We start from the raw sequence: 14191 nt of genomic DNA on the forward strand, positions 1-14191 counted from the left end.
CCGTTGACGGCTGACGGAGGACTGCTCTTCACAGCGTTCAGCGGGTCCTCGTTCTTAAGCGGGTGTACGGCTAATTAGCTGGATGTGGACCGTCTACAATAGCTTGAAGGCTCTACGTGAGAGAGTTAGACAGGGCTACTCACAGGTTAAAGTTCAGCTGAAGAGAAGGCACGATCTGATACCAAGGCTTTCTGCCTCTGTTATCGGTCTCATGAAGCACGAACAGGCTGTACAGACAAGAATAGCCGCTTTACGAAATGAGACTGCGCAGATACTCTTCTGCTTATCATCGAGAATTATCCCGAACTGAAATCGAGCGGCGTGGTCTCACGACTTCAAAAGGCATTGGCCGATACAGAAAACCGTTTGGAGCTTGCCAGAGCTTATTACAACAACATTGCAACATTCTACAACGCCGGGCTCGAGAGAACTCCCGATATCGTAGTTGCAAGAATTGCTCGACTCAAGGAGTTCGAGCTAATGAGCGGTGATTAGAACGTGACGGCTATCCCGAACAGGCCACCGTCTGGATTGGAAGTGCTGTCTACAAAAGGAATGTCAAGTTCGAAAAACAACTTCCCGTTGGTCAAGAAGACTCCGGGGATAATCCCCATTTCGCTAGCAACGAATATCTGAAGCTTTGCTCCCACCATCCAGTTTCCGATGCTTACGCCCGCCATTGGAGCAACTCTTAGGAAAGGTATGAAGTAGTCGTCTCCGCTTATACCGCTAGGCCTTTTGCCAAGGAATGCTCCTCCGCTAACAAGAATGGCTGCATTCCTGAAGCCAGGAATTCCCAATTTAGCACCGGCCTCCAATGTTGCCGCAGGAGCAGAAATGAAGATGCTCGGTATCGAAACTCTAAGAGAGCCTTCAAGATACTCTGTGAGACCCATGCGAGCAAGGTACTGAAAGCTCCAGGGAGCAAGAATCGATTCTTCGAACCCAACGAGGAGGTCCATTCCGACAGACTGTTTCAACGTCCCTATTGGCAGCATTTCCGGACCCATCATGAGTGCCATCGGTACGCACCCGGAAAATGCGACTATTACAACCAGCATTAAAATGATCCATCTCATCTTCTACTCCTCTACTCCATTCAAAATCATGAAGGAAGATTTGAATCGTTCAAATTGCGGTGGGGGCGAGGGTACTTCTGCATTGTCGTACAGAAAGAGAACAAACTCAAGCATTCTTTCGTAGGGTACTAGCGAACTCAAATCACCTTCAAACCCATTTGCGGAATAACTGAGCTTAATGGCCTCAAGAAGTTCCTCAGTGCTGTATAGACTCAGTGAAGGAATCTTCATCATAGATGCCAATCGGTCAACTACAGCAATCATCGGATCGTCTCCCTTGATTATGTTTTCCAGCGAAACCAGCAGCTCAGAATAGAACCTGTCATGGTCGTCCCACTCTTGACGATCATTAACAATCCTGATCGCTTCAGCTCTCTTCTGGGGAGGAAGAGAATCAAACATTTCCCTGAACACATCCCTATTCTCAAATATGTAGGTGTACTCTCCTTTCACCAGCCCAAAAGCAGCCAGCGTGTCTAAGTAACCCTCTTCTATCTGCAGCTTCGTCTTCTCCGCATCGAAATCTAGCGTGCTTCCGTACATAACCCTAGGCCTGATATGAATCAGATTAGTGCCGGTGAAGAATGCCTTGATCTTGCCGATCCTGTCCCTTAACGCAACTCTCCCTATATCAACGAGTATGACTTCCTTGAAGCCTCTCTCGATTGCCATTTCAACAGGTTGATTTGAATATATTCCACCATCGATAAAGGCCTTGCCATCAATGACAACTGTCTGGAATCCTGGAAAATTTGCACTAGCCATTATGTAGTCGATTAGTAGACCTTGAGGAATATCTTCTATAAAAAGCATTTCTGGCCTGGCATCGGTTAAATCAAATGTAACTAGTCCAAAATCAACCGACGAGCCTCTGACTGCCTCTTCAGAGATGACGGAGCTAAGAAGATTCTTAAGTGGAGTTACATCAATACCGCGGTTTATTACATCTACCGCACCCTGATAAAGTTCTCCGACACTCCAGTCATCACTACCTCCGCACGCTTCGATAAGTTTTCTTTGAGACTCTGTAGGTCTCATAACGCTATCTTCAGAAATGTTTCTCCAAACTTCAAGTGCCTTCTCAAAGTCCCCCTGGGCAACGGCCGCTGCATTCAAGGAACCTACCGAGGTCCCGTAGACGCCGCCTATTTCGATTCCGAGATCTATAAGAGCCTTCCACGCACCTATTTCATAAGCACCTTTCGCACCCCCTCCGGAAAGCACCAGTCCCACACTTCCGGAAAACAGAACGACAGGAATCAGGAGCAAAATCAAAACGGACCTTTTCACTGCAAACACCTCTCTTTGACGGCTTTCATAGAGGGATAATAGCATTATTGGCACCCAAATAGAAAGCAAGAGAAAATATCTCGCCTTTTCAATCAAGAAAAGAGATGATCAGGGAACTAAGGTATCAGAGAAAAGAGCGTTGAAGATGCAATGAGTTTGGATGAAAGCTCGTAGTCAGAGTCGAAAATCCTTGCAAATATTGATGTGTTAACTGCAGCAGGCATTGCGCTCATGATTATCAGAATCTTTTCGACAACAGAAGGCAGTTCTACAAACGATAGGAGGCAAAAAACGATCAAAGGCGCAATGCATAGCTTAAGAAGACTGCAGAAGACAATAATTCTGCTCTTAAATATCGTGGAGAGTCTCGTACTGGCCGAAATAATCCCCGCAACTACCATGGCCAGAGGGATAGTGCTTTCCCCGAGAAGCCCAAGAGCTTCATCGAGGAATGACGGAAGCCTGAGCGGAGTGAAGAAAAGAACAAGGCCTACGAAAACAGCTATCGTTCCTGGATTGAGAAGGCCTTTCTTCCTTGACAGACAGGCCTCATGTGACATGATCCTCACTCCGACAGTCCTGGTCAGAACGTTGAACCAGATATTGAAGACGGCGCTATAGAACACTCCTTCCTTCCCGATTATTAGTTCGACGACAGGATAACCCATATAGGCAACGTTTCCGAAGAGAACAGCATAGAGAAAGACACTTCTTGAATCGTCGGTAATCTTGAGCGCCTTTGCCGAAAAGACCGCAAGAAACCATAGAACCGTATAATGAGCGCCGCGGCAATTAACGATATTACGGAGTAAGAAAACATCTCGTAAGAGTATTCAAAACTCATCGAATCAACTATCAGAGCAGGAAGAGTTACGTAAAGAACGAATCTAGTTACTCCTTTTGTGAACAGATCGTCAACCAGATTAGTTCTCTTCAATATGAAGCCAATTCCTATCAACGCAAAGAAAGTAAGCACTTTCGAGGTGATTTCAGTCATTAGGAGGATTATAAACCCGCATACCAAAGAATGAAACAAGGAAAACAAATCAGGTGGCTCTTAACAGCTTGAATTAGGAATAGCGGAGAACGAAGTGATTACATAAATGACCCAGAATTGTGATAAACTAGTTTCGTTAAACGTTATGCTTTCCTATTTGATATCCGGGCTATCCGGCTTCTTTTTCGGTCACGAGATATTTATGATTATTGGATGCCTATAGGGCAGCCTCAATTCCTTATAAAGGAGGTTTTTTGAATGCGCAAAGCACTGTTAGTTCTACTGGTAGTTCTTGTAAGTGCGGCTTTCATGTTTGCCGCGAATTATCACATTGGTGTTGTGACGGGAACCGTTTCTCAGTCCGAGGATGATCTTAGAGGTGCCGAAGCACTGATCAAGAAATACGGAGATGCCGCTTCCGGTGGGATGATCGTTCACCTTACCTACCCTGACAACTTCATGTCTGAACAGGAGACTGTTATCGCCCAGATAACCGGTCTTGCAGACGATCCTCTTATGAAGGCAATAATTGTTAACCAGGCTATTCCTGGAACAGTTGAGAGCTTCAGAAGAATCAGGGAGACAAGGCCGGACATTCTTCTTCTTGCCGGTCTGCCTCACGAAGATCCCCCAATGCTAGCCGATGCGGCCCATCTCTCAGTCAATGCTGACTCACTTGCCCGTGGCTATCTAATTATCTACACAGCCAAGCAGCTCGGCGCAGAGAAGTTTATGCACATCTCCTTCCCGAGGCACATGTCTTACGAACTTCTATCGAAGAGAAGAGACATCATGAGAGCATCTTGTGAGGAACTCGGACTTGAGTTCATCGACATGGGTTCACCCGATCCCGTCGGAGACGTTGGAATCGCCGGCGCACAGCAGTTCATTCTGGAGAAAGTCCCTGCCTGGCTTGACGAATACGGCGTAAACACAGCTTTCTTCTGTACGAATGACGCTCATACAGAACCTCTTCTGAAGAGAGTCGCAGAGCTTGGTGGATTCTTCGTTGAAGCCGATCTACCTTCTCCTCTGATGGGTTACCCCGGAGCGCTCGGCATATCCTTCACCGAAGAAGAAACTGGCAACTGGCCAGCAATTCTTGCCAAGGTTGAAGAGGCTGTTGTGGCAAAGGGCGGAGCCGGAAGAATGGGAACATGGGCCTACTCGCTCGGTTACACAACGACGGCAGCTCTTGCTGAACATGCAAAGAACGTTATCGACGGCAAGTGTGAAATCGATGATTTTGATGCAGTAATGGCCACTTTCGCAGAATATACACCAGGTGCGGGCTGGAATGGCAGCTACTACATCGATGCCAATGGAATCGAACAGGAAAACTATCTCCTCATCTATCAGGATACCTACATATTTGGCAAAGGCTACATGGGAATCACCGAAGTTGAGGTTCCTGCAAAATTCTTAAACTTCTAAGCTGAATAACGTCAAGAGGGGGGGGCGACCCCCCCCCTTTTCTTGACTCTTTCTAGCCTTCGGTATTGGGGTGAAGTCATGGATGAAAAGCAATATTTGCTGAGGATGGAGAACATAAGTAAGGAGTTCTTCGGAAACCAGGTTCTGAAAGATGTTACTTTGAAAGTTGGGAAGGGCGAGATCATAGGACTGGTTGGCGAAAATGGAGCTGGGAAGTCTACTCTCATGAATATTCTTTTCGGTCTGCCTGTCATCCACGAGACGGGTGGTTTTCAGGGAAAGATATTCCTAAATGATAAGGAAGTCAATTTCGCAAGTCCGTTTGAGGCCATCGAAGCCGGAATAGGAATGGTGCACCAGGAATTTATATTGATCCCGGGTTTCACTGCTACAGAGAACATACTACTGAACAGAGAATCTACTAATTACAATATCTTCGTAGAAGTCTTCGGTGAGAGATTGCGAACTCTTGATAGAGACGACATGCATAAGAGAGCAGTAGCAGCTATAGAGAAGCTGGAGGTTCAACTTGATCCGGATATGCTTGTGAGCGAAATGCCGGTAGGTCACAGGCAGTTTACTGAGATAGCGAGAGAGATGGACAGGAAGTCAACTAAACTGCTTGTCCTTGACGAACCTACGGCAGTTCTTACAGAATCGGAAGCTGATACGATGCTAAGGGCGGCGAGAAAGCTTGCCAATCTGGGACTATCGATAATCTTCATAACCCACAGGCTGAGCGAGGTTCTAGAAATAGCTGATCGCTTGATTGTACTTAGAGATGGGCAGGTCGTCCGAGAACTGGAATCTTCAAAGACTACGCCGAGGGAAATTGCCTCTCTTATGGTTGGCCGAGAAATTAAGGATTCTGCTTCATTGCATTCAAAGGGAAGCACTGAATCGGAAATCGTTCTCGAAATCAAAGATCTTTGGGTTGACATGCCAGGTGAACAGGTAAACAGCGTCAACCTTAAGGTTCATAAAGGTGAGATCCTTGGTATTGGAGGACTTGCCGGTCAAGGCAAACTCGGAATAGCAAATGGAGTCATGGGTCTCTTCCCTTCGGAAGGAGAAGTATATTACAAAGGCGAAAGGCTTCCGCTTAATAACCCTGTAGCTGTTCTAAGCAAAGGAATCGCGTTCGTTTCTGAAGACAGAAGAGGAGTCGGTCTTCTTCTGGATGAGCCAATAGATCTGAACATCGTATTCACAGCAATTCAGATTCAGGGAAGGTTCATCAGGAATTTACTTGGCGGCCTCATTAAATGGCGCGATGACAAAGAGATTTCCAGGGTTGCCAGAGAATATGTGGAATCGCTTCAGATAAAGTGTGTCAGTGAAAGGCAAAATGCAAAAGAGCTCTCCGGAGGCAATCAGCAGAAAGTCTGTCTTGCCAAAGCGTTTGTTCTTGAACCCGACCTTCTTTTCGTATCTGAGCCAACTAGAGGAATCGATGTCGGTGCAAAGAGCGTTGTCCTCGAGACTCTTAGAAGACAGAACAAGGAGCATGGAACAACCATAATCATGACGTCTTCCGAGCTTGAAGAGCTACGCTCAATATGTGACAGAATAGCGATAGTTGATGAAGGAAAGATCGCGGGAATCCTTCTGCCTACTGCTGACCCTGCCGACTTCGGGCTGTTAATGCTAGGTGAACAGGAAGAGGTGAAGGCAAATGCTTGAGAGTATAAGGAAGTTGATAGATAAGGCCGGCTGGCCTCGAGTAATAATCGCTCTCTTCCTGCTTTCCATGTTTGTAATTGCTCCATTCGTTAACATAAGTGTTGGCACTTCGATCAGCGATACAATCGTTAGGTTCGCGATGAATTCAGTACTCGTGCTTTCACTTGTTCCTATGGTCCAGTCAGGTTGTGGACTGAACTTTGGTATGCAGTTGGGCGTCATTGCCGGACTAATCGGAGCGGTCACAAGTATCGAACTTGGAGTAACTGGCCTTGCGGGATTTCTAACGGCGATAGGAATCGCAATCCCCATCGCCGCAATCCTGGGGTTCTTCTACGGACTTCTGCTTAACAGAGTAAAGGGCGATGAAATGGTCGTTGCAACGTATGTCGGATTCTCTTCTGTAGCCTTCATGAGTATGATGTGGCTTCTCTTGCCATACAAGAGTCCTAACATGATCTGGGGGTACGGCGGTTCTGGACTGAGAACCACCATAAGTGTCGAAGGTTATTGGCTTGGAGTTCTAAATAATTTCCTTAGTATTAAAATAGGGAATTTCTTCTTCCCGACTGGAACGGTTCTCTTCTTTGGTCTAATGGCGCTTATTGTCTGGGCCTTTTTTAAGACTAAGCTGGGAACCGCTATGACTGCAGCAGGATCGAATCCCATTTACGCAAAGGCTGCAGGTGTAAACGTCGATAGGATGAGAATTCTATCAGTCGTAATCTCGACAATAATCGCCGCTGTAGGAATTCTAGTCTATGAGCAGAGCTTCGGGTTCATTCAGCTTTATATGGCACCTCTACTAATGGCTTTTCCTGCAGTAGCCGCTTTGCTGCTGGGAGGTGCATCTGTCTCAAAAGCATCTATGGGCAATGTCATTATAGGAGCATTTCTTTTTCAAGGTATTCTGACGATGACTCCATCTGTTATGAACAACTTGATTAAGAGTGACATGTCAGAGGTAATAAGAATAATCGTCTCCAACGGTATGATCGTTTATGCTTTGACGAGAAGAACGAAGGTGACAAAATGAAGGATCAGAGCTTAACACGAGCAAAGAACCCATTGGTAAGATTTGCAATATCCAATGCGGTCCCAATACTTTTCATAATTCTCCTGATATTCGCAGTACCGTTGTCGGGGTTCTCGACTGATTACCTCCTAAATGAAATCATAACAAGACTTGGAAGAAACTCCTTCCTGGTCATATCTTTGCTTATACCAGTAATGGCCGGTATGGGATTGAACTTTGGCATTGTTTTGGGCGCCATGGCTGGTCAAATGGGCTTGATATTCATGTTAGATTGGGGAGTAGTTGGAATTCCAGGCGTTGTCCTGGCCATGCTAGTAGGAATGCCGATAGCGATCCTCCTTGGTCTTCTTGCCGGAAGCATTCTCAACCGAGCAAAAGGTAGAGAGATGGTTACATCGATGATTCTCGGGTTTTTCATAAACGGTATCTATCAACTAACCATTCTTTATGGTATGGGAAGTGTGATACCGATAACAAGCAATAAGCTGTTGCTACCACGCGGATACGGAGTTAGAAACGCGATCGACCTACTAACTATCAGAAAAGCTCTTGATAATATGTGGTCGATTCAAGTCGGCGGTGTAATAATCCCGCTTGGACTCTTCGCAATCATTGCTGCACTATGTATCTTTGTCTTCTGGTTCACAAGAACAAAGCTTGGGCAAGATATGAGGGCTGTAGGACAAGACATGCAGGTGGCCGCAACTGCGGGTATAAACGTCGATCGGACGAGGACACTATCAATAGTCATCTCGACAGTTTTGGCTTGTTTTGGTCAGATAATATTCCTTCAAAACATAGGCACAATAAACACTTACAACTCACACGATCAGGTTGGAACCTTTGCCATTGCCGCCCTCCTGATTGGAGGTGCTTCAGTCGCCAAAGCAACCATTCCGAATGTTTTCATTGGAATCACACTCTTCCATCTCACCTTCATTGTCGCTCCAAGAGCCGGCAAAGAACTTCTCGGCCAGGCTCAAATTGGAGAGTTCTTCCGAGTGTTTGTCTCGTATGGAATAATTGCAATCTCGCTTGCTCTTTATGCTTGGAGAAGGCAGGTCGAGAAAGAGACCGAACGTAGACAGGCAAAGGCAGCCATAAAGGCCGCGATCGAAGAAAGGACTGGAGGGTGATTTTATGAAAAGAAACGTGATTAGGATTGCCCTTGTTGTAGTGCTGGTTGCCTTGGGGTTCTTTCTCTACGTGATTGGCAAGGAACACCGTGTCTTCGTTGACAATAGAGACATAGTTATCAACGGCGTAGAATACAAGTCTACTAATCCAATTGATGTAATCGTTGATGATGTGGACCTCGGCGAAGTTGGGAAGGGAAAGAGAAAAGTCGCGAACACACCCGGTCCATGGCACAAGATAACGGCTATCGAGAAACTCCCTGACGGTACCACAAGAGAAGTTGTACGCAAATTCAACTTGGCGCCCAACGATACCGCCGTAGTGAATCTTGTAGCGTTATTTGAGCTTGAGGATGGATGGCTTGCAATAGAGTGATCTACTGCAAGCACAATGCTCACATCACTTAGTTGATCCAATAATTGCTCTACGGGGCCAAACATAAACCTTGTTTGGCCCCTTTTCACTGTGCAAACTCGAAGTGCTGATCGCTGAGGAAAAGACGTTTTGCATTCCCTCACTCTCAATTGCAGGACAGTCGATTCCGCCGAGCAACAAATCTCGAAGAGTTCGTTCTTCCCGCCATATTCCTATTCCAATTTTCATAGAACTGATTGAAGAAACAAGAGATCAGCCGCCTCCTTCGCGCTAGATTGCAGACCTCGAAGACTCTCTTGAATAATCTTTTCAAAAACCGACCACACTCTTCGTTCATCTTCATGCATAAGCAGTTTTGTGATATAATAATATACCCGAGAAAAACTATCGGCGGTAACATGGAGTGAAAGGAGGGAGAACATGAAAAGATTCGAAGGGAAAGTAGTGCTCATTACAGGCGGGAGTTCCGGGATTGGTGCAGATAGCGCCAGGGCCTTCAGCGAGGAAGGAGCGAAAGTTGTCATTACGGACGTTGATGAAGAAAAGGGCAAAGAACTCGCTCAAGAGATAAATGATGCAGGGGGAAAGGCCCTGTTCATGAAACATGACGTTTCGAGCGCTCAGGAGACGAAGAGAATCGTCGAATCTGTTGTCGAGAAGTTCGGAAGGCTTGACGTTGCATTCAACAATGCAGGGATAGGCGGACCTTCTCTTCCTCTATCTGAGTACCCCGAAGAGGACTGGGAGCGAGTGATTTCGATCAATTTGCTTGGTGTCTATTACGGAATGAAGTATGAAATCCAGCAGATGCTTAAGCAAGGCGGGGGAGCAATTGTAAACAATTCCTCGATCCTTGGTAAGGTTGGTTTCAACAACGCCTCTGCCTATGTCGCCGCTAAGCATGCAGTTGTCGGTATGACAAAAGCGGCAGCTCTAGAATACTCAAGCAAGAATATCAGGATAAACGCCGTAAATCCTGCTTTCATAAAGACTCCTCTACTTGAAGCATCCGGAATGAAAGAGGGAACTGACATGTACGACATGCTAGTCGGACTGCATCCAATAGGAAGACTGGGAGAGCCAAGAGAAGTGACGAACGCAGTTCTCTTCTTGTCAAGTGACGAAGCATCTTTCGTTCATGGAGAATCGCTTATGGTTGATGGTGGATACACGGCAAGGTAGAGCTGTTGATTGATGTCCAATTCGCGGACGCCTTCCGGCGTCCTCTTCTTTTATAATGGAAGAGAATGATCATTGGAGGAACTGCTTATGGCAGAGGCGACGCTAGAATTCAAGGATCTCGACACGATGCTTGAGCACGTAAGAAAGATTTTGACCAGTGCCGGCTTGAACAACCTCGCGGTGAAGTTTCCAGCCGACGTTACTAACTTAACTGTTAGAGGCAACTACGTCTACATCAGTGTCTCTCAAGACTATGAAGAACGGGGAACAAAGAGGAGAATAGACCTCAGCATGATCTCCGGAAAAGCGGCTTTCGCAAGAATGGGAAAACAGCTGGCGGTGAAGAGCTCGTCTGAGATAAAGGGAAAGAAGTGGCTCTTCGAAGGAACGCTTAGCTTCTACAAACCCCGGGCAAGTTTCTCGATATGGATAGATACGATAGCTCCAATAGGAGAGTCCGATATAACTGCGCGAAGAAGGGAAATCTACCTTGCCCTGAAGGAAAAGGAAGCTCTAAGAATTGAAGAGCATGATCTAGGCGAACTGCCTCCTATAAAGAGAGTTGCTGTGATCTCTTCTTCTACTGCAGCTGGACTGGGGGATTTCTTCTCGAATCTCTCCGTCAACTACCCATACAAGCCCGTAGTGCATCTCTACGAATCATATATGCAGGGCAACCGAACCGTCCCCGGAGTTCTTTCCGCTCTGAAGAAGATCGCATCCTGTCCGGTGAAATACGACGTAGTTGTTCTGACTAGAGGTGGCGGCTCTGCGAGCGACTTGATGTATTTCGATAGTCTTGAACTAGGAATGGCAATTTCGGAATTCAACAAGAAGTATTGCCCAGTACTGAGTGCTATTGGCCATGAAAGAGACGTTACTATACCTGACTTCGTTGCCTGGAAGCGTTTTGATACTCCTACTGCAGTTGCACGTGGAATAAGTGAACAGGTAAATGATTACGTCGATACCCTGAGTGAATTCTCCGATCTGATGGGAGATGAGATTGAGTGGCTCTTCGAAAGGGCCGAGAACGAGACAGGACCCGATAGACTCCAGTTCATAGCCGATAGGATAGGAGAAACCATCAATCGCACGGACCAGTTCTTTGAAGATGGATCCAGAGTTCTTTCAGGAACGATTACTCACAGAATCCTCCTTGCGATGAACGATCTTGGATCGTTCAATCCGGCTAGATACGTCCTCTCGATTGAGAGAGGCATGAATGAGATTTTCGCATTAACGGACGCTCTGGTAAATAGTGCCGACAGCTCGATACAAAGAAACCTGGCGTTTGCCGAGAGTCGTCTTGATCACAGAGGATTCGGAAACAGTCTTGAGAAACATCTCATGAATTCCGGAATACTCGTTGAAACACTTGACAAGGGAGTAACCAGGTTGTTCGATGACCTAATAGCGAATTCAGGAGATGATCTGGATAAACTATTTGATGAACTTACACTCCATGGGGGCTACGCCGCATCATTGCTTTTCGGTGGAGTGGTGTTGAAAAGAGGTCGCTTGATAATCAACAGCGCGAAGGCCGTTTCGGCAGGCGACTCACTGGACTGCGTTTTCAAAGATGGAGAGGCAAAGACTACCATAGATGAAGTCAAATCGGAGGTGTGACATGGATGAAAAGACGTTAGAATCAGTCTTGAAGCTGAAAGAAGAGCAAATAAACTCTATGGATTTCAAGAAGCTGCTTGGATACATAAGATCTATCGACGAGTATTTCAGAAGCAACTCTCAGATAGATGTCGAGGTTGCACTCAAGGCTTATCAGAAAGCAATTCAGCTTCTTACCGCAGCTCGCCTGAGACTGATAACCCTTAAAAGGGAAAAGGAAGAATTGGACAGACAGTACTCAAGCTTTTTGGCCTCAATTGAGACAGAGTCCTCTGAAGAAATGCAGCTGCCGACAGACGGAGATGACGAGGATGAAAAGCTCCCCTTCTAGAAGAGTCTTGAAAGAGCGAGTTCTTAAAAATGACCGCATTTGTTTGTTTAGAACCGCAGATAAAGAAGATGCAAGGAGAATACTCGCCTACATCAATTTCATTGCCGGAGAGTCTGATTATCTGAGTTTCGGAAGAAACGAGTTGACCTTAAGTGAAGAGGCTGAAAGACAGATAATCGCATCGTTTAACGAACAGGCCAACAGCTTGATGGCGGTGGCCGAATGTGAAGACAAGCTTATTGGACTGATCACAATGCAAGGAGGCTCAAAACAGCGCATCAACCACTGGGCAGAGATTGCACTGTCTGTAAGCAAGCCTTACTGGGGAATGGGCATTGGAAAGACCCTCATAGAGCTCGCATTTGAGCATGCACAAAGCAGCGGAATAACTCGGATCGGCCTAAAGGTGCGATCAGACAATGACAGAGCTAGATGCCTCTATTCTAAACTGGGATTTGAAATCGAAGGAACACTTAAGAGATATATGCGAATAGACGACAAATACTTCGATTTCTACCAAATGGGTCGTGACGTAAAGTCACTTTTTTCTGAAGAGAACAAGTAGACCAAACACAATCAAGACTGCTCCCACAACGATCATTGCCCATCGCGAAAATGAAGAAGGTATTAGGGCAATAACTCCGACAACTGCAAGTATCGCGACAGGAATCAACAGAGGAGAGCGGCCCTTTCCGCCTGCCAAGTAAAGTTGGAATAACCCAAATGCCGGCGCAAGAACGAAGAGTCCCCACCCGCCGCTGTCGTAGAATCCAGGAAAGACAACTCCCAGAGTCAAGGCCAACCCCACAACAAGCAACACGCCACCGGGAACCAGAAGTCCGTCGATTCTATTCTTGATCGCGTTGTACTCCATTATGATCCCCGGAAGCCAGATGAACAATAGCCAGAAGTTTGACATCATTGCAGGGACAAAAATGATCATCAAGCCAAGAGCTATGACCACTATTCCAAGAAAAACCTGACTTAGCTTTGACTCTTTCCTTACATTCTCTTCTTTCATTTCATGACCTCCCTTTGCAGCATTACCTAAGAAATATAATACTTCAAAACTTTCAATGTTACACCTGTGCAGTTTATGAGTCACTCAGAGTTTCTGCTAGAGCAGGGATGAGGATAAAAGCCGTCCTTGGTCCTTCGCCCAAGATCATGGACCCGTCCTCCGAGAAGAGCAAGAACAGAAGTGATGCGGCGAAGAGCATCGCCGGAAGTGATGCTGGGAAAAACGTCTGGGGACGCGATTCCCGCTTAGCGAAGAGTAGCGCTTCCTTCCTTTGGTTGATTTTACCAACAACCAAAAGCGAACGACCAAGAACCGCTCTTACTCGAAGCCATTAACAGGAGACCCCAAACAGGAGCATTTTAAGGCAGGCTCATTGGGGCAGGCCCTAAACAGGAGCATATTGGGGCAAGCTTTTTAGGGCAAACTCTACGGGATGACGCTCTTTTTTTACTTCAGGTCACTATCATGCTTCTGGCCAGGTTCTCGGTCCTTGGGTCGTTCATAAGACCAGATCCCGTGCAGACCCATCACGGGATGACATGACGTGGAAGCATTTCAGAGCGAAACGACTTTTAATGCTTCTTTTCTTGTTTGCTCTTATCAACAACCAATAACGAACAATTTATAACCGCTCTTTCTAGTAGCACTGCGGAATGACAGTCTTTTCTTGCTTCAGGTCATCCTGGCACGCTTCTGGCCAGGATCTCGATCTTTGAAACAGTTGTAAGTTCAATTTTGGAAGTTGAATAAGAAAATGGTTGTCCGTTATCGGTTCTCCGTTCTCCAAGACCGAGAGTTGCAAGTTCCATGATGCAAGTTGCAAGAACGGTTATACGTTAACGGTTCTCCGTTCTCCGAAAGGAAAAATCAGTTCCAAGATGCGGGAACGATTCTGCGTTAGCCGTTCTCTCTTCTTTGACAAAGAATGGAAAAGAGCGTTGAAGGCGTGTCCAGGGTTTTGGCTTTTCACAGCGTAGAACGGGTTTTCTGCTCTTAA

14 protein-coding genes and 1 pseudogene are annotated in these 14191 nt (G+C 46.3%); 11 read left to right on the plus strand and 4 right to left on the minus strand.

Going from position 1 to position 14191, the window contains the following annotated elements; all coding sequences use genetic code 11:
- Positions 1-82: 82 nt before the first annotated feature.
- Both B3157_RS11040 and B3157_RS11045 read left to right on the plus strand, forming a co-directional pair.
- Positions 83-310, plus strand: coding sequence for a LemA family protein (locus B3157_RS11040; protein ID WP_292590526.1), 228 nt, complete (start codon positions 83-85; stop codon positions 308-310).
- Positions 311-321: 11 nt separating this feature from the next.
- Positions 322-495, plus strand: a complete 174-nt coding sequence (locus B3157_RS11045; RefSeq protein WP_292590528.1) for a LemA family protein — start codon at positions 322-324, stop codon at positions 493-495.
- Here the strand turns inward: B3157_RS11045 and B3157_RS11050 are convergent.
- From B3157_RS11050 to B3157_RS11060, 3 genes and pseudogenes are all read right to left on the minus strand, one after another.
- On the minus strand, positions 492-1079 hold the full coding sequence (locus B3157_RS11050) for a hypothetical protein (protein ID WP_292590529.1): 588 nt from the start codon (positions 1077-1079) through the stop codon (positions 492-494). The two genes, B3157_RS11045 and B3157_RS11050, sit on opposite strands and share 4 nt — an antisense overlap.
- A 3-nt stretch (positions 1080-1082) precedes the next feature.
- A complete protein-coding gene (locus tag B3157_RS11055) occupies positions 1083-2369 on the minus strand; it encodes a patatin-like phospholipase family protein (protein WP_292590531.1) in 1287 nt (428 codons plus the stop codon).
- A 116-nt stretch (positions 2370-2485) separates the two neighbouring features.
- A pseudogene (locus tag B3157_RS11060) lies at positions 2486-3366 on the minus strand (AEC family transporter).
- 258 nt (positions 3367-3624) lie between these two features.
- Between B3157_RS11060 and B3157_RS11070 the strand changes: the two are divergent.
- The 9 genes from B3157_RS11070 to B3157_RS11110 all read left to right on the plus strand — a co-directional run bounded on the left by B3157_RS11070 (position 3625) and on the right by B3157_RS11110 (position 12738).
- Complete coding sequence (locus tag B3157_RS11070; RefSeq protein ID WP_292590536.1) at positions 3625-4800, plus strand: DUF3798 domain-containing protein; 1176 nt, start codon at positions 3625-3627, stop codon at positions 4798-4800.
- Positions 4801-4878: 78 nt separating this feature from the next.
- Positions 4879-6483 (plus strand): sugar ABC transporter ATP-binding protein, encoded by a 1605-nt coding sequence (locus B3157_RS11075; protein WP_099829522.1) that lies wholly within the window; start codon positions 4879-4881, stop codon positions 6481-6483.
- A complete protein-coding gene (locus tag B3157_RS11080; protein ID WP_292590538.1) occupies positions 6476-7519 on the plus strand; it encodes an ABC transporter permease subunit in 1044 nt (347 codons plus the stop codon). The genes B3157_RS11075 and B3157_RS11080 overlap by 8 nt, the downstream gene beginning before the upstream one ends.
- Positions 7516-8655, plus strand: coding sequence for an ABC transporter permease (locus tag B3157_RS11085; RefSeq protein WP_099829524.1), 1140 nt, complete (start codon positions 7516-7518; stop codon positions 8653-8655). Before B3157_RS11080 ends, B3157_RS11085 begins: the two co-directional genes overlap by 4 nt.
- Positions 8656-8659: 4 nt before the next feature.
- On the plus strand, positions 8660-9031 hold the full coding sequence (locus B3157_RS11090; protein ID WP_099829525.1) for a DUF6672 family protein: 372 nt from the start codon (positions 8660-8662) through the stop codon (positions 9029-9031).
- 420 nt (positions 9032-9451) lie between these two features.
- Positions 9452-10213, plus strand: coding sequence for an SDR family NAD(P)-dependent oxidoreductase (locus tag B3157_RS11095; RefSeq protein ID WP_292590541.1), 762 nt, complete (start codon positions 9452-9454; stop codon positions 10211-10213).
- An 87-nt stretch (positions 10214-10300) separates the two neighbouring features.
- Positions 10301-11842 carry an exodeoxyribonuclease VII large subunit gene (locus tag B3157_RS11100; protein ID WP_292590543.1) on the plus strand — a complete coding sequence of 514 codons (1542 nt, stop codon included), beginning with the start codon at positions 10301-10303 and terminating at the stop codon, positions 11840-11842.
- A 1-nt stretch (position 11843) separates the two neighbouring features.
- A complete protein-coding gene (locus B3157_RS11105; protein WP_099829528.1) occupies positions 11844-12173 on the plus strand; it encodes a hypothetical protein in 330 nt (109 codons plus the stop codon).
- Complete coding sequence (locus B3157_RS11110; RefSeq protein ID WP_292590546.1) at positions 12154-12738, plus strand: GNAT family N-acetyltransferase; 585 nt, start codon at positions 12154-12156, stop codon at positions 12736-12738. The genes B3157_RS11105 and B3157_RS11110 overlap by 20 nt, the downstream gene beginning before the upstream one ends.
- On the opposite strand, the gene B3157_RS11115 is transcribed toward B3157_RS11110, so the two are convergent.
- Entirely contained in the window at positions 12712-13194 is a 483-nt protein-coding gene (locus B3157_RS11115; protein WP_292590548.1) for a hypothetical protein, read from the minus strand. The genes B3157_RS11110 and B3157_RS11115 overlap by 27 nt on opposite strands.
- Positions 13195-14191: the final 997 nt, after the last annotated feature.

The organism is Mesotoga sp. UBA5557 (assembly GCF_002425715.1).
GTDB lineage: Bacteria > Thermotogota > Thermotogae > Petrotogales > Kosmotogaceae > Mesotoga.

What these genes read in the sequence shown, in the direction of transcription:
- B3157_RS11085 (WP_099829524.1), top strand. Translation starts at nt 7,516, where the DNA reads ATGAAGGATCAGAGCTTAACACGAGCAAAGAACCCATTGGTAAGATTT.
- B3157_RS11080 (WP_292590538.1), top strand. Translation starts at nt 6,476, where the DNA reads ATGCTTGAGAGTATAAGGAAGTTGATAGATAAGGCCGGCTGGCCTCGA.
- B3157_RS11100 (WP_292590543.1), top strand. Translation starts at nt 10,301, where the DNA reads ATGGCAGAGGCGACGCTAGAATTCAAGGATCTCGACACGATGCTTGAG.
- B3157_RS11105 (WP_099829528.1), top strand. Translation starts at nt 11,844, where the DNA reads ATGGATGAAAAGACGTTAGAATCAGTCTTGAAGCTGAAAGAAGAGCAA.
- B3157_RS11040 (WP_292590526.1), top strand. Translation starts at nt 83, where the DNA reads ATGTGGACCGTCTACAATAGCTTGAAGGCTCTACGTGAGAGAGTTAGA.
- B3157_RS11070 (WP_292590536.1), top strand. Translation starts at nt 3,625, where the DNA reads ATGCGCAAAGCACTGTTAGTTCTACTGGTAGTTCTTGTAAGTGCGGCT.
- B3157_RS11095 (WP_292590541.1), top strand. Translation starts at nt 9,452, where the DNA reads ATGAAAAGATTCGAAGGGAAAGTAGTGCTCATTACAGGCGGGAGTTCC.
- B3157_RS11090 (WP_099829525.1), top strand. Translation starts at nt 8,660, where the DNA reads ATGAAAAGAAACGTGATTAGGATTGCCCTTGTTGTAGTGCTGGTTGCC.
- B3157_RS11050 (WP_292590529.1), bottom strand. Translation starts at nt 1,079, where the DNA reads ATGAGATGGATCATTTTAATGCTGGTTGTAATAGTCGCATTTTCCGGG.
- B3157_RS11075 (WP_099829522.1), top strand. Translation starts at nt 4,879, where the DNA reads ATGGATGAAAAGCAATATTTGCTGAGGATGGAGAACATAAGTAAGGAG.
- B3157_RS11110 (WP_292590546.1), top strand. Translation starts at nt 12,154, where the DNA reads ATGAAAAGCTCCCCTTCTAGAAGAGTCTTGAAAGAGCGAGTTCTTAAA.
- B3157_RS11115 (WP_292590548.1), bottom strand. Translation starts at nt 13,194, where the DNA reads ATGAAAGAAGAGAATGTAAGGAAAGAGTCAAAGCTAAGTCAGGTTTTT.